Origin of the sequence: Pseudoclavibacter sp. CFCC 11306 (assembly GCF_008831235.1) — a bacterium.
Classification (GTDB): Bacteria; Actinomycetota; Actinomycetes; order Actinomycetales; family Microbacteriaceae; genus Pseudoclavibacter_A.
The window spans coordinates 159,595-180,942 of sequence record NZ_WBKF01000001.1; the positions used below are offsets into that span (position 1 = coordinate 159,595).

Annotated in this window: 19 protein-coding genes; 17 read left to right on the forward strand and 2 right to left on the reverse strand. The window is 66.0% G+C overall.

What is annotated here, in order from left to right:
- Position 1 precedes the first annotated feature (1 nt).
- Positions 2-2,167: a protein kinase domain-containing protein gene (locus tag F8O09_RS00690; protein ID WP_158053611.1), complete on the reverse strand. Its 2,166-nt coding sequence runs from the start codon at positions 2,165-2,167 to the stop codon at positions 2-4.
- Between the two features lie 35 nt (positions 2,168-2,202).
- Complete coding sequence (locus F8O09_RS00695; RefSeq protein ID WP_158053612.1) at positions 2,203-3,306, reverse strand: polyprenyl synthetase family protein; 1,104 nt, start codon at positions 3,304-3,306, stop codon at positions 2,203-2,205.
- Between the two features lie 42 nt (positions 3,307-3,348).
- Here F8O09_RS00695 and F8O09_RS00700 point away from each other — a divergent pair, with 42 nt between their 5' ends.
- The 17 genes from F8O09_RS00700 to F8O09_RS00780 all read left to right on the forward strand — a co-directional run bounded on the left by F8O09_RS00700 (position 3,349) and on the right by F8O09_RS00780 (position 21,291).
- Entirely contained in the window at positions 3,349-3,780 is a 432-nt protein-coding gene (locus tag F8O09_RS00700; RefSeq protein ID WP_158031624.1) for a DUF3040 domain-containing protein, read from the forward strand.
- A gap of 324 nt (positions 3,781-4,104) precedes the next feature.
- On the forward strand, positions 4,105-4,536 hold the full coding sequence (mraZ, locus tag F8O09_RS00705; RefSeq protein WP_158031623.1) for a division/cell wall cluster transcriptional repressor MraZ: 432 nt from the start codon (positions 4,105-4,107) through the stop codon (positions 4,534-4,536).
- Positions 4,526-5,515 carry a 16S rRNA (cytosine(1402)-N(4))-methyltransferase RsmH gene (gene rsmH / locus F8O09_RS00710; protein WP_225732786.1) on the forward strand — a complete coding sequence of 330 codons (990 nt, stop codon included), beginning with the start codon at positions 4,526-4,528 and terminating at the stop codon, positions 5,513-5,515. The genes mraZ and rsmH overlap by 11 nt, the downstream gene beginning before the upstream one ends.
- Complete coding sequence (locus F8O09_RS00715; protein WP_158053613.1) at positions 5,512-6,111, forward strand: hypothetical protein; 600 nt, start codon at positions 5,512-5,514, stop codon at positions 6,109-6,111. The genes rsmH and F8O09_RS00715 overlap by 4 nt, the downstream gene beginning before the upstream one ends.
- Positions 6,112-6,159: 48 nt before the next feature.
- Positions 6,160-7,920, forward strand: a complete 1,761-nt coding sequence (locus F8O09_RS00720; protein WP_158031621.1) for a peptidoglycan D,D-transpeptidase FtsI family protein — start codon at positions 6,160-6,162, stop codon at positions 7,918-7,920.
- 18 nt (positions 7,921-7,938) lie between these two features.
- Positions 7,939-9,618, forward strand: a complete 1,680-nt coding sequence (locus tag F8O09_RS00725) for a Mur ligase family protein (RefSeq protein WP_158053614.1) — start codon at positions 7,939-7,941, stop codon at positions 9,616-9,618.
- Positions 9,615-11,024 (forward strand): UDP-N-acetylmuramoyl-tripeptide--D-alanyl-D-alanine ligase, encoded by a 1,410-nt coding sequence (locus F8O09_RS00730; RefSeq protein WP_158053615.1) that lies wholly within the window; start codon positions 9,615-9,617, stop codon positions 11,022-11,024. Before F8O09_RS00725 ends, F8O09_RS00730 begins: the two co-directional genes overlap by 4 nt.
- The gene (gene mraY, locus F8O09_RS00735) at positions 11,021-12,115 is read left to right on the forward strand and encodes a phospho-N-acetylmuramoyl-pentapeptide-transferase (protein ID WP_158053616.1); all 1,095 of its coding nucleotides are present in this window, start codon (positions 11,021-11,023) and stop codon (positions 12,113-12,115) included. Before F8O09_RS00730 ends, mraY begins: the two co-directional genes overlap by 4 nt.
- Positions 12,112-13,608 (forward strand): UDP-N-acetylmuramoyl-L-alanine--D-glutamate ligase, encoded by a 1,497-nt coding sequence (gene murD, locus F8O09_RS00740; protein WP_158053617.1) that lies wholly within the window; start codon positions 12,112-12,114, stop codon positions 13,606-13,608. The genes mraY and murD overlap by 4 nt, the downstream gene beginning before the upstream one ends.
- On the forward strand, positions 13,608-14,759 hold the full coding sequence (gene ftsW / locus F8O09_RS00745) for a putative lipid II flippase FtsW (protein WP_158031616.1): 1,152 nt from the start codon (positions 13,608-13,610) through the stop codon (positions 14,757-14,759). The genes murD and ftsW overlap by 1 nt, the downstream gene beginning before the upstream one ends.
- Positions 14,756-15,853: a UDP-N-acetylglucosamine--N-acetylmuramyl-(pentapeptide) pyrophosphoryl-undecaprenol N-acetylglucosamine transferase gene (locus F8O09_RS00750; RefSeq protein ID WP_158031615.1), complete on the forward strand. Its 1,098-nt coding sequence runs from the start codon at positions 14,756-14,758 to the stop codon at positions 15,851-15,853. Before ftsW ends, F8O09_RS00750 begins: the two co-directional genes overlap by 4 nt.
- Positions 15,854-15,863: 10 nt before the next feature.
- Complete coding sequence (gene murC / locus F8O09_RS00755) at positions 15,864-17,276, forward strand: UDP-N-acetylmuramate--L-alanine ligase (protein ID WP_158053618.1); 1,413 nt, start codon at positions 15,864-15,866, stop codon at positions 17,274-17,276.
- Positions 17,266-18,324 (forward strand): FtsQ-type POTRA domain-containing protein, encoded by a 1,059-nt coding sequence (locus F8O09_RS00760; RefSeq protein ID WP_158053619.1) that lies wholly within the window; start codon positions 17,266-17,268, stop codon positions 18,322-18,324. Before murC ends, F8O09_RS00760 begins: the two co-directional genes overlap by 11 nt.
- Before the next feature lie 166 nt (positions 18,325-18,490).
- Positions 18,491-19,705, forward strand: coding sequence for a cell division protein FtsZ (ftsZ, locus tag F8O09_RS00765; protein ID WP_158031612.1), 1,215 nt, complete (start codon positions 18,491-18,493; stop codon positions 19,703-19,705).
- Positions 19,706-19,722: 17 nt separating this feature from the next.
- Positions 19,723-20,472 carry a YggS family pyridoxal phosphate-dependent enzyme gene (locus F8O09_RS00770; protein ID WP_225732787.1) on the forward strand — a complete coding sequence of 250 codons (750 nt, stop codon included), beginning with the start codon at positions 19,723-19,725 and terminating at the stop codon, positions 20,470-20,472.
- A 29-nt stretch (positions 20,473-20,501) separates the two neighbouring features.
- Positions 20,502-20,984 carry a cell division protein SepF gene (locus tag F8O09_RS00775; protein WP_158031611.1) on the forward strand — a complete coding sequence of 161 codons (483 nt, stop codon included), beginning with the start codon at positions 20,502-20,504 and terminating at the stop codon, positions 20,982-20,984.
- Positions 20,985-21,003: 19 nt separating this feature from the next.
- The gene (locus F8O09_RS00780) at positions 21,004-21,291 is read left to right on the forward strand and encodes a YggT family protein (protein ID WP_158031610.1); all 288 of its coding nucleotides are present in this window, start codon (positions 21,004-21,006) and stop codon (positions 21,289-21,291) included.
- The last annotated feature ends 57 nt before the right edge of the window (positions 21,292-21,348 follow it).

Genomic DNA, 21,348 nt, shown 5'->3' on the forward strand with positions numbered 1-21,348 from the left:
ATCAGAACGCGTCGAAGAGCGACCCGTTCATCTTCACGGTCGTGCCCTTCTTCACCGACGTGCCGGCGGCAGGGTCGGTGCCTGACACAGTGACGACGTCCCAATAGCTCTTCGTGCTCAACGGGATCGCCTGCTCGGGAAAGTTCGACGTGCCGTCGAGCCCGGCTGCGCGCAGCGTCGCACGTGCGTCGTTGAGGGTCTGTCCGCTCACATCGGGCACTGTGACCATCTCGGGGCCCTTCGAGACCACCAGACGAATCGTGTCGCCCTTGTGCACGGGCTTCTTGTCCGGCGCCGCCGAGATGACGGAGCCTGCGGGAACCGTATCGTGGAAGGCCTCGGACGAACTGACCTTGAGCCCCACGTCCTGCAGGTGCGTCGTCGCGTCTGCCAGTGACTGCCCGGAGACAGCCGGCACCGCACCGAGCGAGACGACCAGCCCGAGCTGCGTTCGCTCGGCCAGCTCGGTCGATGCCTTGACCATGCTGCCGTCGCTGCCCGTGACTCCGATCACCGACCCCGAATCCACCTTGTCGTCGAACTGCTCCGCGCGGTCGTCCGACACCACGAAGCCTGCCTGTGCAAGGGCGTCGTCGGCGAGATCGGCCTTCGAACCGACCACGTCGGGCAGCGCGATCATGCGCGGGCCCAGCGAGACGACGACTGAGACCGATGCGTCTTTCGGCACGCGCGTGCCCGCCGAAGGGTCGGTCCCGATCACCTGGCCTGCTGGCACGTCCAGACTGTTGGCCTGTGCCTGCGTCGAGTCGATGCCGGCATCGGCAAGCACGCGTTGGGCGTCTTCGAGGGTCGCGCCTGCCACGTTCGGCACGGTCAGGCGTGCGCCGGGGCCATCCCCGAGAAACCACCCCGCCGCGGCCAGCAGCACGGTCACCACAACGACGACTGCGGTGATCGACCACCCTCGCCGACGTCGCGTCTGCACCCGTGTGAGCACGGCGTCCACCGCATCGCGCTCAGACTCTGGATCTTCGCCGGCATCAGCGACCACTGGGGCAGCTGCGGCAGTCGATGCCTCAGGGGCGACCGGTTCGTGCGCAGCGGTCGCATCGTCATCCGGCGTGTCGGCGCCGTGCCCGTCGCCACCGTCGCCGCGATCGTCAGCGCCGGCAACAGGCAGCGGCGGTGTGACTGTGGGCAGCTTGGCGATGGCGGATGCCGGAGACGGGGGAGCGGCCGACACGGCAGGCGCGACCATGGTCGGGCGCAGCACCTCAGTGGCGTTCAGCGAGCGGTCACCGGCCGCTGCGTGTGCGAGCAGCGCGCGCAGCGCACGGTAGGAGCCGACCGGAAGAGCGAGCTCGGACTGCACACGTCGGGTCTCTTCGAAGAGATCGGTGGCGTTGGCGGGCCGATCCTGCGGGTCGGCGCGCGTCGCCCAGACCACTAAGTCGTCGAGCTCGGCAGGCAGGGTGTGCACGATCGAACTGGGCAGCGGCACTTCGTCGTTGGCATGCTGAAAGGCGACCTGAGCTGGGGCCGACCCCGTGAAGGGCTGCTCGCCCGTGAGCATCTCGAAGAGCATGATGCCGAGCGCGTAGATGTCCGAGCGTTCGTCGGCCGTGCCGCGGCGCAGCAGTTCGGGCGAGAGATATGCCACGGTGCCGATGAGCGCGGAGGTGGCCGAGGTCGAGCTCTCCACCGCTCGAGCCAGCCCGAAGTCTGCGATCTTCACCCGGCCGTCCGGGCTGAGCAGGATGTTCTCGGGCTTGAGATCGCGATGCATGAGCCCGGCCTGGTGAGCGGCGGCGAGCCCTTCGAGCACCTGTGAGAGCACTTCGAGTGCGACCTGCGGAGTGAGCCGACCCTGCTGATGCAGCAGGTGGCGCAGCGTCTGCCCGGGAACGTACTCGAGCACGAGGTAGCAGACTCCGGCCTGCTGGCCCTGGTCGAACACGTTGACGACGTTGGGGTGCGACAGTCTCGCCGCGGCCAGCGCCTCACGGGTGAAGCGGTCGCGGAACGACTCGTCTTCGGCCAGATGCAGGTGCAGCACCTTGACGGCGACCACGCGATCGAGGCGTTCGTCCCGTGCCCGGTAGACGGTCGCCATGCCGCCGCGAGCGATGCGCTCGTTCACCCGATAACGGCCGTCGAGCAGCATCCCGATGAGGGGATCTGCTGGAGGCGTGTAGTCGTCGGTCACGGCACCATCCTAGACGGCAGGCTCTTTCGACCGGATCAGCGGGTGCGCTGAGCAGCCTGTCGGGCGAGATCGCCCAGTGCCCGGCGGGCGGGCGGAACGATCGGAGCGGACTGCAGCGCGGCATCCGCCTGCGACGAGTGATCGTCGATGAGGCGTTCTGTCGCAGCGAGTGCGCCGGATTCGACGATCGTCTCCTGCAGCATCTGAATCTGCTCGCTCGTGAGCGTCGGGTCGCCGAGCAGGTCGTCGACGACGTGACGCACGGTCGCGGGCACCATCGATCGGGTGAGAGCCACGAGCACGGTGCGTTTGCCCTCGCGAAGATCGTCGCCAGCCGGCTTGCCGGTCTGCGCGGGATCGCCGAAGACGCCGAGCACGTCGTCGCGCAGCTGGAAGGCCAAGCCGGCATGCACGCCGAAAGCCGAGAGCGCGCTGGCCTGCTCGTCGTCGGCACCGGCCACCGCTGCGCCGATCAGCAGCGGCTGCTCGATCGAGTACTTCGCCGATTTGTAGAGCATGACGGTTTCTGAGCGTTCGAGTGCCTCGTCGTCAGGCAGAGCAGGCCAGGCGTGTTCGCCGAGGATGTCGAGGTACTGCCCGACCATCACCTCAGTCGTCATATCTGCGATGAGCTCGCGCAGACGCTGGCGGATGCCGTCCTCGGGCAGCAGATCGACGGCATCGGCGAAACCGCGCTGCGACCAACCGAGAAGGAGGTCACCGAGGACGACGGCGGCAGACGAGCCGAACTGGGCGGCATCCCCGCGCCACTGGCCAGAGCGGTGCAGCTCGGCGAAGCTCACATGCGCAGCCGGGCGACCACGTCGGGTGTCGGAGTTGTCGATCACGTCGTCATGCACGAGCGCGGCCGCATGAAAGAGCTCGATGGCGGCGCTCAGCTGCAGCACGGACTCCAGCTGTATGCGAGACAGCTCCTCGTCGGCGTCGGTCTCTGCCGCTCGCCAGCCCCAATAGCAGAACTGGGAACGAAATCGTTTGCCGCCGTGCAGCAGGCCGGAGAGCTCGTCGGTGAGCGGAGTGGCGAGTGAGGAGATTCGACGCAGGTGTGCGGATTCTCGACTGAGAAACGCGTCGATGCGATCCTGCACCAGCTGCAGCAGAGTGGAATGGGCGGTCACCTGTCTAGCCTAATGCTTCGCTTGCCCTTAGAATGAGCGCAGATGAAGACTGCGATGCAGTCCCCGAGCGAGAGAACGGAGGTGCTCATGCCGCTTTCAGACCACGAGCAGAAGCTGCTCGAAGAAATGGAGCGCAACCTCTACCAGGCCGAGTCTGACGAAGTCTCGACCGATCAGGTGCCGCGCTCGCTGAACCGCATGGCCGTCGTGCTCGGCGTGATCGGCGTCGTCATCGGTCTCGCGCTGCTGCTGTGGGCGGTGTCGGCCAAGCTCATCGTCGTGGGTGTGGTCGGCTTCGTACTCATCGTCGCCAGCATCATCTGGGCGATGCGTCCGACCCCGGTTGCGGCCGGAACCGCATCAGCCGGCTCCGACCGTCACGATGGCCCCAACGGCTCTGACCAGACGAAGTCTGCGAAGGGCGACTCGATGGGGCAGCGCATGGAGGATCGCTGGAACCGTCGATTCCAGTGATCGACCACATGACCTTCTGACCGCAGCTCCGGTCAATCACAAAGCCCGTCCCGCAAGGGGCGGGCTTTTCGCATCTCTGGGTGGCTGAAAGCTCCCACTCTCCTCCACATCTGCGACCGCACGCACCACGCGACGGCTCGCTGCCGCGGTATTCCAAGCATCGGCAGGTGCCGCTCGTTAAGACGGCGACCAGACACGGCGGCTCCGAACGAGTCGAAACGTTGAGAATGCGGTGTGTTCTGCGAGGTAGGTGGACTGTGGTGGAGGGAAGTGGGGTAAAGTGGTGAGCATTGCAGACCAACCAGCCCGAGGAAGGAGTGCGGCATGTTTCTCGGCACGCATTCTCCCCGGCTGGATGACAAAGGAAGGCTCGTCCTGCCTGCGAAGTTTCGTGACGAGCTGGCCGACGGCGTCGTTCTGACGCGTGGGCAGGAGCACTGCGTCTACGTGTTCAGTGCAGGGGAGTTCGAGAACATCCACCAGTCGATTCGCCAAGCGCCGATGACGTCGAAGCAGGCCCGAGACTTTCTGCGACTCTTCCTCTCTGGTGCGAGCGATCAGGTGCCCGACAAGCAGGGCCGCATCAGCGTGCCGGCCGACCTGCGACGCTACGCCGGTCTCACCAGAGACCTCACCGTGATCGGCACCGGCAACCGAGCCGAGATCTGGGATTCATCCGCCTGGCAGCAGTACCTGAACGCCAACGAAGAGCCGTTCTCCGAGACCGCAGAAGAGGTGATCCCCGGTGTCTTCTGACGAGACCTACCCCCATCTGCGCGCCGATGCCGATCCCAGCGCGCTGCACGTCTCAGTCATGAGAGACCGCTGCGTCGACCTGCTGGCCCCCGCGCTCAGCGCACCCGGCAGCATCTACGTCGATGCCACCACGGGCATGGGCGGGCACACCGAGGCCGTGCTCGACCGGTGTGAGAACGCGCAGGCGATCTGCATCGACCGTGACGAGAACGCCATCGCCCTGGCAGGCAGACGTCTGCAGCGCTTCGGCGACCGTGTGCGCTTCGTGCACACCTCCTACGACCACATCGATCAGGCGCTGGATCAGTGCGGCGTCGAAGCGGCACAGGCGGTGCTCTTCGACCTCGGCGTCTCGTCGCTGCAGCTCGACGATCTCGAACGCGGGTTCTCGTACCGTGCCGATGCCCCGCTCGACATGCGCATGGATCCGTCGCAGACGCTGACCGCCGCAGATGTCGTGAACACCTATGAGGTGAGCCGTCTCTGGACGATCATGCGGCGCTACGGCGAAGAGAAGCACGCCCGGCGCATCGCCGAGCGCATCGGCGAGATGCGGGCACAGCATCCGCTCAGCACGACCGCTGACCTGGTCGAAGCGGTGCGCACCGCGACCCAGGCGACCGACCACCGCGGGCACCCGGCGAAGCGTGTGTTCCAGGCGATCCGCATCGAGGTCAACCAAGAGCTGCGCGGGCTGGAAGACGCCCTGCCGAAGGCACTCGATCGAATCTCGGTCGACGGGCGAGTCGTCGTGATGAGTTTTCAGTCGCTCGAGGATCGCATCGTCAAGCGCATCATGCGCGACGCGACCACCTCGAGCACGCCGAGCGGGCTGCCTGTCGAACTCGAGGAGCACGCCCCGCGGTTCGTCTCGCTCACCCGAGGAGCCGAACAGGCGGCAGACCAAGAGCAGCAGCAGAATCCCAGAGCGCGTTCGGTACGTCTCCGAGCGGTGCAGAGAGTTCGGAGGGGCCGATGACCATGACGCAGATGTCGTCTCGCGTGCGCACGCGGATCGTCCACGGTGGCATCCTGGTGGCCGTCATCGCGGTGGCGCTTGTGGCCCAGCTGATGCTCAGCATCGGTCTGGCCGACGGCGGATACCAGATCAACCAACTGCAGCAGGATCAGAACCAGGTCAAGCGCGAACGCCAAAGCCTCAGCGAGCAGATCTCGGCGCTGCAGTCACCGCAGCACCTCGCCGACCGCGCCAAAGAGCTGGGCATGGAGCCTTCGACGCAGGTGACCTTCCTCCGTCTTGCCGACGGGCAGACCATCGGGTCGGCCGACAGCAAGGGTGCGCAGATCGCTGCGCAGAAGGGGCTCGTGAACAACCGCATGCTCGCGACGCTCGACGCGGCCGATGCCACGGCGAAGCCGACGGCGGGCGACGAGGCCAAGGCGCCACAGCGGGTGGACCAGCAAGAGCTGCAGGCCGGTGCGACTGCGGATGCGAACGGCTCGGATTCCTCGTCAGGCTCTGCCGACGGCACTGCGGCGCCGAGCGACGACAGCCAGTCGGGCGATGCCGGTCAAGACGGAGGCTCCAAACTGCCACAGGTGACGCTGCGATGAGGGCTCTGCTTTCGCAGTCCGTCCCAGCCGTCGACAGGGGATGCTGAAATGGCACCGGTTCTGGGCAATCGTCGGCGTCGTCTGATCGCGGTTCTGACCGCGGTGGTCGCAGTCGCACTCGTCTTCGTCGTTCGACTGGTGTTCATCCAGATCGTCGACGCCCCCGGCCTCAACGCGCAGGCGGAGGGCAACCGGTCGGTGCCTCTCACCCTGCAGGCGGTGCGCGGAACGATCACCGACCGCTCTGGCAACGTGCTCGCGCAGAGCGTGCAGCGATATCGTGTGGCGGCCGATCAGACGCTGGCCGGAGACTCGATCGTCCAGGTCGACGGCAAGGGTCAGAAGTGGACCCTCCAGCAGATCATCGATCGGCTGGCGCAGATCACGAAGAAGGATCCAGCCCGGATCAAGACGGCGCTGGAGGGGAACAGCCAGTACTCGGTCGTGGCGCAGGACTTGAACGCCGATCAGTACCAAGAGCTTCGCGCCCTCGACATCAAATGGCTCGCGATCGAAGCAGTGCCACACCGGACGTATCCCTCGGGTGCAGTGGCCGGCAACCTGCTGGGCTTCATCAGCGCTGAGCAGCAGCCGCAGGCAGGCGTCGAAGTGCTGGCTGACAGCTGCCTCGCCGGCACCGACGGAAAAGAGAGCTACGAACGCGGCGCCGACGGCATCCGCATCCCGGGCACCACGGTCACCGAGCAGCAGGTGACCGACGGTGGCACGGTCGAACTGACCATCGATCGCGATCTGCAGTGGTATGTGCAGCAGAAGATCACCGAGCGCCAGAGCGAACTCGGTGCACAGTGGATCTCGGCGACGGTGCTCGACGCGAAGACGGGAGACATCCTCGTCGCCGCAGAGACTCCCAGCATCGACCCCAACGACGTCGGGGCGTCGAAAGAGCAGGATCGCGGTTCGCGCATCTTCCAGAGCACCTACGAACCGGGGTCTCCGATCAAGACGATCACGATGGCCGCCGCCATGGAGCACAGCGACGTGGGCCCCGAGAGCCAGTTCCAGGCCCCCGGGTCGATCGCGGTTCCCGGCACCCCGCACACCATTAAAGATGCGTGGGATCACGACACCCTCAATCTGACCAGCACGGGCATCCTGATGAAGTCGTCGAACACCGGCATCATGCAGGTCGGAGACAAAGTCGACGACGCCACACGCTATGACTACCTCAAGCGATTCGGCATCGGCGAGAAGTCTGCTGTGAACTTTCCCGCAGAGTCGAGCGGGACGCTGGCGCCGGTCGACAAATGGGACAAAATCTCGCATTACACGACCATGTTCGGTCAGGGCATCGCGGCGACGCCGATTCAGGTCGCCAGCGCATATCAGGCGGTGGCGAACAACGGCGTGCGCATCTCGCCTCGGCTGATCAAGAGCTGCACCAGTGCGGACGGCACGACGACGGAGAACCCGTCGGCTCAGCCCGAGCAGGTCATCCAGCCCGAGACCGCCCGCAAACTGCGAGGAATGCTCGAACCGCTCTTCACCCAGTACGTGGGCAAGTCTGCGCAGATCGCAGGCTACAGCCTGGCTGGTAAGACGGGCACGTCACAGATCGCCGGAACGAACGGCGGCTATCTGCCCAACCAGTATGTGAACTCGCTGGCCGCCATGGCGCCCGCCGGAGACCCCCGCTTCGTCGTCGGCATCACGATCTACAACCCGGCCACAGACAAGACCTCGGACAACACCATGTCGCTGTTTCACGATGTCATGGCGCAGACGCTGATCACGAACAACGTGCCGCCAGCCACCGGAGAGCTGCCCGACTACGCACCGACGTGGTGAGAGTGGGAGAATGTACTGATGTCTTCGCGAACCGCACCTCATATTCGTCCCCAACACTCGGCTGATCTGACGCTGGCCGCCGTCGCCGACCTGCTCGGCGCGTCGGTCGTCACGTCGGCGGGCGAGCCCGCGGCCGACGCCGCAGCCGCACGTGTGATCAGCGGTGTGACGCTCACCAGCAGCGACGTGCGGCCTGGCGATCTGTACGTCGGCATGCCCGGTCAGCACACCCATGGCGCCAAGTACGCCGAGGAGGCTCGGCGTCTCGGAGCGGTGGCCGTGCTGACCGACGAAGCCGGGCGAAGCTACGTCGCCGCCAGCACGGCGAAGGATCTGCCGCTGCTGATCGTGCCGGACCCGCGCTTGGTGCTCGGCAAGGTCGCCGAGCACATCTACGCGAACGACACGCATCGTCTGCCCGCGCTGGGCGTCACCGGCACGAACGGAAAGACGTCGACCACGTACTTCATGGAGGCCCTGCTCGGACACGCGGGGGTGCGCACCGGACTGAGCACGACCGTCGAGCGGCATGTTGGCGAACACGTGCTGGGCAGCGCCCTGACCACGCCGGAGGCCAGCGAGCTGCACGGCCTGCTCGCCAGCATGCGTGAGCTCGGCGCCAAAGCCCTGTTGGTCGAGGTGTCGGCTCAGGCAGTCACCAGACACCGCATCGACGGGGTGCACTTCGCGGTGGTCGGCTTCACCAACCTGAGTCCAGAGCACCTGGACGAGTACGGCGACATGGAGCACTACTACGCCGCGAAACGCGCACTGTTCACCGCAGATCGGGCAGATCGCGCCGTGATCTCGCTTGAGAGCGAATGGGGCAGGCGGCTGGCACGAGAGACCGAACTCTCGGTGACCACTGTCGGCACCGGCGACGAATGTGACTGGCAGCTCGTCGAGCAGAGCGATCGAGCGGACGGATCGACCGGCACGCTGGTCGGGCCGAACGGTCAGCGCTGGCCGATCGTGCTGTCAGTGCCCGGCGTGCACATGGACGTCAATGCAGTGCTCGCAGTCGTGATGCTCGTGGAGTCGGGCATCATCGATGCGCAGCAGATTGAGTCCGGCCTCGAGGCTCACGTGCTGGCAGACGTGTATCTGCCAGGGCGTCTGGAGCGGGTCTCCGGTGAGAGCGGGCCGACGTTCTTCGTCGACTACGCCCACACCGAGGATGCGCTGGAGCGGACGCTGGTGGCGGTGCGCAAGCAGACCAAGGGTCGCATCGTGCTCATTCTGGGCGCGGACGGCGGCCGCGATCCGTACAAGCGCCCAGCGATGGGACGGGTCGCCAGCGAGCTCAGCGACGTGCTCGTGGTCAACGACATCAACCCCAGATTCGAAGATCCCGATGCGATCAGATCGGTGCTCGTCGAGGCCGCCCGTGCCGCGGATCACCCGGCTGAGATCTATGACGTCGGCGACCCGTCGGCGGCCATCCGCACTGCGATCCGCATCGCTCATGACGACGATACGATCATCGTGTGCGGTCCGGGCGACGAAGACTACCACGAGGTGCGCGGCGTCAAGCTTCCGTATTCCTCACGCGGAGCGGCCCGCGAGGCACTGCGGGAGGCCGGTTTCGAGCCCAACCACTCCCGGCGCGGAGGGCAGGATCCCGCCGACGGCGTGCACGCCGACGATCTGGCGGCTGCGGAGCGACACGACGCCGAGAGTGAGAAGGAGCAGGCATGATCACGACAGACGTTGACTGGATCGCCGAGGCCGTCGGCGGCACGCTGACCGGTTCTGCTGAGGCCGGTCTGGTGACCGGTGCCGTGCGCACTGACTCCCGCGAGGTGTCGACAGGCGATCTCTTCGTGGCTCGTCGGGGCGAGAGCGGCGACGGGCACGACTATGTCGTCACGGCTCAGCGTCAAGGGGCGGCTGCCGCGATCGTGGAGCATCCCGTGCCCGACGCCACGCTGGCCCAGATCGTGGTCGCCGACGCCACGCGGGCGCTCGGACTGCTCGCAGAGGCGGTACTGCTTCAGGCTCGCTCCGACGGCCGTCTCGAGCATGTCATCGGCATCACCGGCTCGGCGGGAAAGACCACGACAAAGCGCATCCTCGCTCATCTGCTCTCGGAGGCGGGCGAGACGGTGTTTCCGCAGGGGTCGTTCAACAACGAGGTCGGCGCGCCGCTGACCATGCTGCAGACGACGCTGCAGACGCGTTTCGTGGTCGTCGAGATGGGTGCGAGCCACATCGGCGATCTGCGCTATCTCTCAGGCATCGCGCATCCAGACCTCGGCATCGAGCTGCAGGTCGGTCTGGCTCATGTGGGCGAATTCGGCTCGGTCGACAACATCCGCATCGCGAAGCAGGAGCTTGTCGAATCACTGCCCGAGACCGGTGTCGCGGTGCTCAATGCCGATGACGCGAACGTCTGTCGCATGGCCGAGCACACCAGTGCTCAGGTCGTCTGGTTCGGAGCGCGCAGCGATGCTGCTGTGCGCATCGGTGCCGTCGAGCCGGAGGGAGAGCGGCTTCGCGTCGAGCTCACGTTCGACGGTGAGACGGTCGACCCCAGCGTCGCACTGCTCGGCGAGCACAACGCCTGGAACATCGCTGCGGCGACGGCGGCGGCCTTGCACATGGGGCTCAGTCGTGAGCAGATCGTCACCGGTCTCGAAAGCCTGTCTTCAGGCGAACGCTGGCGCATGCAGGCGCTGCACCGCGCCGACGGCGTCACCGTGATCAACGACGGCTACAACGCCAGCCCCGGCTCGATGTCAGCCGCCCTGCGCACGCTCGCAGGCATCCGTCGCACCGGGCATCGAACCATTGCCGTTCTCGGTGCCATGGGCGAGTTGGGAGAGGCCAGCGGCACCGAGCACGATAAGATCGGCCAGGACGTCGTTCGACTGAACATCGATCAGCTCGTCGTCGTCGGTAACGACGCCCGCCGCATCTTCCTCGCCGCCGAGCAGGAGGGATCCTGGGGCGGCGAAGCGGTCTACTGCGAGAACGCGGATGAAGCGCACGACTGGCTGGCGCCACGACTGCGAGAAGGAGATGTCGTCCTGGTGAAGTCGTCGAACGCTGCGGGGCTCAGATTCCTGGGCGACCGCCTGTATGAGGATGCCGCCAGAGCATGATCAGCGTACTCGTCGCATCCGCCGTGTCGCTGATCATCTCGATCTTCGGCATGCCGCTGTTCATCAGGCTGGCTCACCGCCTGGAATGGGGACAGTTCATCCGAGAGGACGGCCCGCGCACCCACCTCACCAAACGGGGCACGCCCACGATGGGCGGAATCGTCATCCTCATCGCAGTGCTCGCCGGGTACTTCGTCTCGGCACTGGTCACCGGCGCCGGAGTGACGGCCACCGGGATGCTGGTGCTCGGACTCACCGTCGGCATGGGGCTCGTCGGCTTCGCCGACGACTACATCAAGGTGAGCAATCACCGTTCGCTGGGGCTGACCCCAGCGGCCAAGCTGATCGCCCAATTGGTGATCACCGGCCTGTTCGCTTGGGGAGTGCTGCAGTTTCCCGATCAGAGCGGGCTGACCCCGGCCTCGACGTACGTGTCCGTGCTGCGTGACACCCCGATCAACCTGTTCGCCTGGGGAGTGATTCCGGGAGCCGTCATCTTCTTCGTCTGGGTCTACGGCATCGTGGCCGGCTTCTCGAACGCGGTGAATCTGACCGACGGCCTCGACGGGCTCGCCGCAGGCATCGGCATCCTCGCCTTCGGGGCCTACGGGGCGCTGGCCTTCTGGCAGTTCAACCAGGACTGCGAACGTGCCTCGGGCGTCTCGTTCGGGCAGTGCTATGAGGTGCGCGATCCCCTCGACGTGCTGATCATCGTCACGTCGATCGTGGCGGCGCTGATCGGCTTTCTGTGGTGGAACACGTCGCCGGCGCAGATTTTCATGGGTGACACCGGGTCACTTGCGCTCGGCGGCGCCTTCGCCGCGGTGGCGATGGTCACCCGCACCGAGGTGCTCTCTGTGCTGATCGGCGGCATGTTCGTCGTCGCGCTGCTCTCGTCGCTCATCCAAATGGGCTTCTTCAAGATCAGCGGCGGCAAGCGGGTGTTCCTGATGGCACCGCTGCACCATCACTTCGAGCTCAAAGGCTGGGCGCAGGTGACCGTCGTCGTGCGCTTCTGGGTGCTCGCCGGCCTCTGCGCGGTCGCCGGGCTCGCGATCTTCTATGTGCAGTGGGTGAGTACGACACGATGACTGACAAAACCGACTTCTTCGACAGCACGCACGACGACCAGACCTTCGCAGGTCGGCGCGTCGCCGTGCTCGGCATGAGCGTCACCGGGTTCTCGGTGGCAGACACCTTGGTCGAACTCGGCGCGAACGTGCTCGCCATGGGGCGCAGCGCCTCTGCCGAGCACATCGACCTGCTCGGCGTGCTGGGGGCCCAATGGCGGCCAATCGCCCACGACGGCGATGAGGTGGCTGTGCTCCAGGAGTTCGCGCCCGAGGCGATCGTGGTCTCTCCCGGGTTCTCGCCGCATCATCCCGCGGTTCGGTGGGCGTGTGAGCAGCAGATTCCGCTGCTGACCGACATAGACCTGGCCTGGCACCTTCAGCGTCAGCGCGGTCATGACACGAAGTGGCTCTGCGTCACGGGCACCAATGGCAAGACGACGACCGTCGAGATGGCCACTGACATGCTCGTCGCGGGGGGCCTGCGCGCTGCCGCGTGCGGCAACATCGGTGTGCCGATCCTCGATCTCGTGCGCGAACCGGTGGCCTATGACGCGATCGTGGTCGAGCTCTCCAGCTTTCAGCTGCACTACATCAACCACATCAGTCCGTGGGCGAGCGTCTGCCTGAACATCGACTCCGACCACATCGACTGGCACGGCAGCATCGAGGCGTATGCGGCGGCCAAGGCCCGCATCTACGAGAACGTGCAGACGGCGTGCGTGTATCCGATCGGCGACGAGCAGGTCACTGACATCGTCGAGCAGGCGGATGTCGTGGCCGGTGCCCGAGCGATCGGGGTGGGCCCGGTGGCCCCTTCGATCGGCCAGATCGGCATCGTCGACGACGTGATCGCAGACCGCGCGTTCATCGCGAACCGTGAGACGCATGCGCAGGAGATCACCACGGTGTCTCGCCTGCAGGCGCATGGGCTCGGCCTGCGCCACCTCGTGCTCGACGCGCTGGCTGCAATCGCGCTGGTTCGTTCGGTGGGGGTCGACGCAGCCGCAATCGGACGGGCGCTCGACGAGTTCCACACCGATGGGCACCGCATCACGCCGGTCGCCGAGATCGACGGTGTGGTCTGGATCGACGACTCGAAGGCGACGAATCCGCATGCCGCACGTGTGGCGATCGAATCGTTCGACTCAGTCGTCTGGATCGTTGGCGGCATGCTCAAGGGCATCGACCTCGCGCCGCTCATCGAGCGAGAGCATGGTCGGCTGCGGGGCGCCGTCATCGTCGGCGCCGATCGATCGACGGTGCGTGACCTGTTCGCCCGCCTCGCACCTGAGGTCGAGACGCACGAGATCGACGTCGTGGCCCAACCCGGTGACGTTGAAGCCGGCGCCGAACTGATGCGCCAGACTGTGGCTGCTGCGGCGCAGATGGCGCACCCTGACGACGTCGTGCTGCTGGCACCGGCATCAGCATCGTGGGATCAGTTCGTCAGCTACGCCCAGCGCGGCGATCTCTTCGCCGCAGCAGTGCAGGGGCTTCGGGAAAGCGCGTGATGAGCGCGAACAACACGCGCATCCGGCTGCTCGGCGGCCAACGCCACATCACGAAGTCGTTCGGCCAGCTGCTGGGCGTGATCACGCTGCTGCTGCTGCTCGGTCTGACCATGGTGCTTTCTGCCTCGTCGATCGACTCGTACTCGGCTTCGAACTCTTTCTTCAGCCTGTTCATGAAGCAGGGCCTGATCGCCCTGCTCGCCTTTCCTGCGATGCTGCTCGTCTCACGCATACCGATGGAGGTGCTGAGACGGTGGTCGAAGGCGTTCCTCATCGCGACCATGCTGGTGCAGCTGCTCGTGGTGAGCACCTCGCTTGGATCGGCCGGCGGCGGCAACCGAAACTGGCTGAACGTCGGCGGATTCACCGTGCAGCCCAGCGAATTCATGAAGCTGGCGCTGGTGATCTGGCTCGGACGAGTGCTCAGCGAGCGACGCGACGATCTGACGAGTCTCAAAGCCTTCGTCAAACATGTGCTGGTCTGGGTCGTCGCAGCGATCGCACTCGTCATGGCCGGTCGCGATCTCGGCACGGCCATGGTGATGCTGATCATCGTGTTCGGCTGCTTCTTCGTGGGTCGGGTGCCGCTGCGCTTCTTGGGGGCTCTGGCCGTGGCCGGCGGGATCATCGCCGGAATCTTCGCGATCGGCAGCGCCAACCGTCTGAGCCGCATCGCCAGTTGGGCCGGGTCGTCGGGCTGCACCGACTACAGCGGCACCTGCTGGCAGACCACGCACGGCACCTGGGCGTTGGCGGCGGGCGGAATCTTCGGGGTGGGCCTGGGCAACTCCAAGTCGAAGTGGGCGTGGCTGCCCGAGGCCGAGAACGACTTCATCTTCGCGATCATCGGCGAAGAGCTCGGACTGGTCGGGCTGATCGCACTGATCGGACTCTATGTGCTGCTCGCGGTTCTGATGGTGCGGCTGATCGTGCGTCTCGCCGATCGGCCGTTCGAGCAGATCGTGGTCGCCGGAGCCCTCACGTGGACTGTCGGTCAGGCCTTCATCAACATCGCGGTCGTGCTCGGTCTACTGCCCGTGCTCGGCGTGCCGCTGCCTTTGGTGTCCTATGGTGGATCATCGCTGGTGGCCAATCTGCTCATGCTCGGGGTGGTGCTCGGCATCGCCAATACCGAAAGGACTTCTTCGTGACGACCTATCTGCTTGCAGGCGGCGGCACCGCCGGACACGTCAACCCGCTGCTCGCGACAGCCGATGCCCTGCGTGAGAGCGATCCCAATGCTCGCATTCTGGTGCTCGGCACCGCCGAGGGGCTCGAAGCGGAACTTGTGCCGGCCCGCGGATACGAGCTGATCCCCATCGCCAAGCTGCCCTTTCCGCGTCGGCCGAACGCGCAGGCTCTGGCCTTTCCGAAGCGTCTCGGATCGCTGGTGCGGCAGGTGCGCTCGATCATCGTGAGTCGGGGCGTCGACGCCGTCGTCGGCTTCGGAGGCTATGCCTCGGCCCCGGCCTATCTCGCTGCCAGACGCGAAGGCGTCGCCTACCTCGTGCACGAGGCGAACGCCCGGCCCGGCCTGGCCAATCGCCTGGGGGCGAAGCGTGCGGCGCACGTCGCGGTCGCCTTTCCCGACACTCCGCTGGCCGGCGCAGAGGTGATCGGCATGCCGCTGCGGCCTGAGATCGCCGAGATCGCTCACGCACGTGCTGCGGGCAGCGATGCACAGCTTGTCGCCGCCGGTCGAACCAGCCTCGGCCTCGACGAACGTCCTGTGCTTCTGGTGACCGGCGGCTCGCTCGGAGCGAAGCACATCAACGAGGTGCTCGCCTCTGCGGCGCAGCAGATCGTCGATGCCGGCTGGCAGGTGCTGCACGTGGCCGGAGCGCGCAACGACGTGGCCGCTCCCGATGTCGACGGCTATCACTTCATGGAGTACTGCCACCACATGCAGGACGCCCTCGCGGTCGCGTCGCTGGCGGTCTCCAGGTCGGGAGCCTCGACGGTCTGCGAGCTCACCGCCCTGGCGATTCCGGCGGTGTACGTGCCGTATCCGCATGGCAACGGCGAGCAGGAGCTGAACGCACGCCCGGCGATCGCCGCCGGCGCCGCGATGCTGGCGCGCGACGAAGAACTCGACGCGACGTGGGTGACGCAGGTGCTGCTGCCGCTGCTGGCCGATCGCGACCGGCTCGACGCCATGCACGATGCTGCGGTCGGCATCGGCATCGTGGACGCCGCGCAGCGACTCGCCGACATGGCACGAGAAGTGGCCGAGCAGAAGCACTGAGGAGGACGAAATGAACGACACGAACACATCCGTCGACTCGTCGAACACGCTGCCTGACGAGCTGGGGCGCATCCACTTCATCGGCATCGGCGGTGCCGGTATGAGCGGCATCGCGCACATGATGGCTGCGAAGGGGCTGCAGGTCACCGGCTCCGATCAGGCCGACAGCGCCAATGTGCAGGCCCTTCGCGAGCTGGGCGTCACCGTCGCCATCGGGCACTCCGCCGACCACGTGCACGACGTCGACACCGTCGTGATCTCGTCTGCGGTGCACGAGAGCAACCCCGAGCTGGCGGCGGCCAGAGCAGCAGGTCTGCGCGTCATCCACCGGTCACAGGCGTTGGAGTGGCTGACTCACGGCCACCGCGTCATCGCGGTCGCCGGAGCACACGGCAAGAGCACGAGCACCGGCATGCTGATCACCGCCCTGCGCGAACTCGGCGCCGATCCGAGCTTCGTCAACGGCGCGATCATCAAAGAGCTCGGCACGAACGCGGGCTGGGGCAAATCAGACCTGTTCGTGCTCGAGGCCGATGAGTCGGACGGCTCGTTCCTGCGATACGAGACGGCCGGCGTGCTCGTGACCAACATCGACACCGAGCATCTCGACCACTACGGCACCGCTCAGGGCATCGAAGACGCCTTCGTGCGCTTCATCACCAGCGCCGCGGAGTTCTCCGTGGTCAACGGCAGCGACCGTCTCACCAAAGCGATTCTGCCGCGACTCGACGGTGCCGAACACCTGATCACATTCGGCGAGGCGGGCGACGGCAACGATCTCGAGCTGACCGAGGTGACGCCACAGGGGTGGGAGACCGACGTCGCCGTGACTGCGCAGCCCGAGGGAAGCATCCGCTTTCGCAGCGACCTGCTCGGCCACCACAACGCACTGAATGCGCTCGGTGTCGCCGCAGTGCTGCGTCAGCTCGGATATCCGCTGGCCGATGCACTGCGCGCGGCAGGTCATTACCAGGGAACCGCTCGTCGGTTCGACCGTCAGGCCGTGGTCGGCGGGGTGACCGTCGTCGACGACTACGCGCATCATCCCACCGAGGTCGCCGCGGTGCTCACCGCCGCCCACGAGCTGGCCGGTGACGGGCACGTGCTGGTGATCTTCGAACCACACCTCTACAGCCGCACGCGCGATCACGCCGACGAGTTCGCACAGGTCTTCGACCGCTGGGCCGACTTCGTCGACGTGCTGACGCTGCGCGGAGCTCGTGAAGACCCGATCCCGGGCATCGACTCGGCCTGGCTGGTGAGCAGGTTCCTGCGTCCCGATCTCGGACATTACAGCCCGACGTGGGACGACGCCGTCGAACAGATCGTGCGTCGTGCGCGGCCGGGCGATATCGTGCTGACGCTCGGCGTGGGTCTCTACCCGATTCTGCCGCGACTGCTGGAGCGTCTGCGTGACCGATGACGATCGCATTCGGCGACCGCACCTGCGAACCCAGGGCGATGACGAACCCGGTGAACGGGGACGCGCCGGGCGCGCAAGCGGTCGAAAGAGCAGAGGGCGAGGAGCGTCCCGGCCTCGCGAGGTTGGAACGCCGTCCCGCGACGCCGAGTCGACCGACTGGCGGTCGGGGCTGAGCACACGCTGGCAGGAGGCCAGAACGGCTCGCGCCGCCAGAGCCCAGCTGCGAGCGACGGTTCGTCGACGGCGCGCACGTGAGCGCGAGGATCTGCGCGCTGCTGGTCGTCTCGATCGCTCCGGCGATCTCGCCGGCGGTCAGCAGCGGGCGGGGCAGGGGAGAGCAGGGACTGCGGCGACTCGGGCGAGCATCGGCTCGCTCTTCCACGACCTGCACCTCGGGCGGTTCCTCATCATCGGCCTGGCCGTGGTCATCGCCGTCACCATCGGCCTCGTGTTCTCGCCGTGGCTGTCGGTGCAGCATATCGAGGTGCGTGGAACGCAGCGTGCATCTGCAGCCGAGCTGAGCGACGCGCTGAGCGACCAAGTGGGGCGACCGATCATCGGACTCTCCGGGGCGCAGATCGAGCGCGAGCTGCAGCAGTTCAGTGCTGTCGAGTCGTACAGCATCCGTGCCGAGCTGCCGGGCACCCTGATCGTGACAGTGACCGAACGGGCCCCCATCGGCGTCTTCAAGAAGGGCGATTCCTACCTGCTGGTGGATGCGGCAGGTGTGGTGGTGCAGAGCGCAGATCAGCCTGAGGAGGGGTACCCCACACTGCAGGTCGCCTCGACGGATCCGCAGTCGCCGGCGTTCTCGTCGGTCGCAGCTGTGCTGCGCAGCCTGGACGGTGACCTGCTGGCTCAGGTGGCTTCTGCGCAGGCGAGCACGCAGGATGACGTGCAGCTCACACTGCGCAGCGGGACGACCGTCGTCTGGGGAGACGGCAGCGAGACGGAGCTCAAGGCGCGCGTGCTTCGTGCTCTGGTGGGGGATCGGCCGGATGCCAAGCACATCGATGTGTCCTCGCCGTCGCTCCCGGTGGCCTCATGACGAGCGCGTCCGGCATGCTCGGATTTCGCATCCAAGTCGCGACACACCGCATGAGCCGTCGTGTTTCGGCGTTCAGACGTGGATACTTTCTCAGAGATCAAACGTATACGCAGTATAACTTTAACGCTCTAGTTGAAGTTGAAGGTTGACGGAAGGCCGGTCCAATATGTCGAACCAGAACTACCTCGCCGTGATCAAAGTGGTCGGCATCGGCGGCGGCGGCGTCAATGCAGTGAACCGCATGATCGAGCGCGGGCTCAAAGGCGTCGAGTTCATCGCCATCAACACGGATGCGCAGGCACTGCTGCTGAGCGACGCGGACGTCAAGCTCGACGTCGGTCGCGAGTCGACCCGCGGGCTCGGCGCTGGCGCCGACCCTGAGGTCGGGCGACGCGCGGCCGAAGAGCACGCCGATGAGATCGAAGAGACGCTGCGTGGCGCCGACATGGTCTTCGTGACGGCAGGTGAGGGCGGTGGCACGGGCACCGGAGGCGCTCCCGTCGTCGCCAAGATCGCGAAGTCGATCGGGGCTCTGACGATCGGCGTGGTCACCAAGCCGTTCTCGTTCGAGGGCAAGCGGCGTATGTCTCAGGCAGAGTCGGGTGTTCAGGCCCTGCGTGCCGAGGTCGACACGCTGATCACCGTGCCGAACGACCGGCTGCTGGAGATCAGCGATCGCGGCATTACCATGCTCGAGGCGTTCTCGATCGCCGATCAGGTGCTGCTCGCCGGTGTTCAGGGCATCAGCGACCTGATCACGACACCGGGACTGATCAACCTCGACTTCGCCGACGTGCAGTCAGTGATGCAGGGAGCCGGCACGGCTCTGATGGGCATCGGCTCCGCACGGGGCGCCGACCGGGCGATCAAAGCGGCGGAGCTCGCCATCTCGTCGCCGCTGCTGGAGTCGACGATCGACGGCGCGCACGGTGTGCTCATCTCGGTGCAGGGCGGGTCTGATCTCGGCATCTTCGAGATCAACGACGCCGTGCAGCTGGTGCAGGAGGTCGTGCACGCAGAGGCGAACATCATCTTCGGCACCGTGCTTGACGACGCGCTGGGCGACGAGGTGCGCGTCACCGTGATCGCAGCCGGCTTCGACGAAGAGGACGAACTGCGCAATCTGCGTCGGGGACGCGACGAGCGCGGTCATGCGGCACCCGCGGCAGCCGAGAGGCCGACGGCCGCCCAGACAGCCGACGAATCGGACGAGGCAGTCGCGTCGAATGCCGCAGACGCCGACGCGACCACAGCCGGCAGCGATGCCAGCGGCGCTGAGCAGTCGGTCGACACCAGTGTCGCCGATCCCTATGCGGCGCGTTCGTATCCGTTCGAGCGACTCGACGATCAGGAGCTCGACGTTCCTGACTTCTTGAAGTGAGTGCGGAGTTCGAGTCCGTGCCCGCCCCCAGCGAGTCGATCGACCTTGGGTCGTCGGTGCAGCCGGTGCCTCGGCTTGCCGGGGGTGAGGCAGGCGTCACGGAGCGTCTGCGCGCGGTCGAGACCGATCTGCAGGCAGAGCTGAGCCTGTGCGGCCGTCGCCGTGACGAGGTGCAGGTGATCGTCGTCACGAAGTACCACACGCCGGAGCTCGCCGATGTGCTGTACGCTGCCGGGCAGAGAGACTTCGGTGAGAACACTCTGCAGGGGCTGCACGCCAAACTCGAGGCAGATCCTGCGCTGGCGTCGGCTCGGTGGCACTTCATCGGGCAGCTGCAGCGGAAGAAGGCCGGTCAGGTCGCTCGACTCGCGTCTGCGATCCATTCCATCGATCGTCCGGAGCTGGTCGATCGCATCGACCGGATCGAGCTGGATCATGCTGTCGACGCGTTCGTCCAAGTCTCGCTCGACGGTCAGCCCGACCGAGGGGGAGTGGCGTCTGACGAGCTCGACGATCTGGTCGAACGTGTGCTCTCCTCGCCGCACCTGCGTCTTGATGGGCTGATGGCCGTGGCGCCGCTCGGGGTCGATGCCGATCGGGCGTTCGAACGACTGCAGGAGCTCTCGTTGCACATTCAGCACATCGCTCCCGAGGCCCGCAGCATCTCGGCTGGGATGAGCGGCGACTGGCGGGCGGCCGTCCGTCATGGTGCGACACACCTGCGAATCGGCACGGCAATCACTGGAAAACCGGTCTCCGGCCGCTAACCTGTGACAGAGACATTGGAGGATGCCCCATGGGAAACCCACTGCGCAAGACACTTGAGTACCTCGGACTCGTCGACGACGACCAGTATGTCGATGAGACTCCGGCAGCGCCCGCAACTGAGCGTCCGGCGGCAGCCGCCGCACAGACGACCACAACGCATGCCCAGCAGCGCAGCAACGTCACGCCGTTGCGACGCACGCCAGCACAGACCCAGGCAGGTGAATTGAACGAGATTCTGACCGTCCATCCGAAGAAATACGCTGACGTGCAGATGATCGCCGAGGGCTTCCGAGGCGGCGTCCCCGTGATCATCAACCTCAGTCAGATGACTGAGCCTGACGCACGTCGTCTGATCGATTTCGCATCAGGTCTGGCACAGGGGCTCTTGGGCAAGATCGAGCGGGTGACGCCGAAAGTCTTCCTTCTCTCTCCACAGAACGTGCTTGTGAGTGGCGGACAGCAGCGAGACGACGAAGATCCCAGCCAGGTCGGGTTCTTCACCGAGCAGTAGTCTCTGACGGCGACTCGGCGTGAGCATCCTCTTTGGCATTCTCGGCTGGCTCTGCCAGACCTACTCATCCGTTCTCTTCCTGAGGTTTCTGGTCGAGCTGGTTCTGGGGCTGCGCAGATCAGCGCGACTGCCGCATCTCGTCACAGTTCTCGCTGAGCTGCTCTTCACGATCACCGACCCGCCGGTGCGGCTGGCACGACGACTTCTTCCTCCACTGCGAGTCGGTCAAGTCAGTCTCGACTTCGGCATCTTCCTCTCCATTTTTGTCTTCAGCACCCTGGGTGCGGTTTTCAATGGTCTAAGATGAATCTGATGGGGTTTGGCTCAAGCTCAAGTCGAGAGCGAAACTACACACGAATTAGGA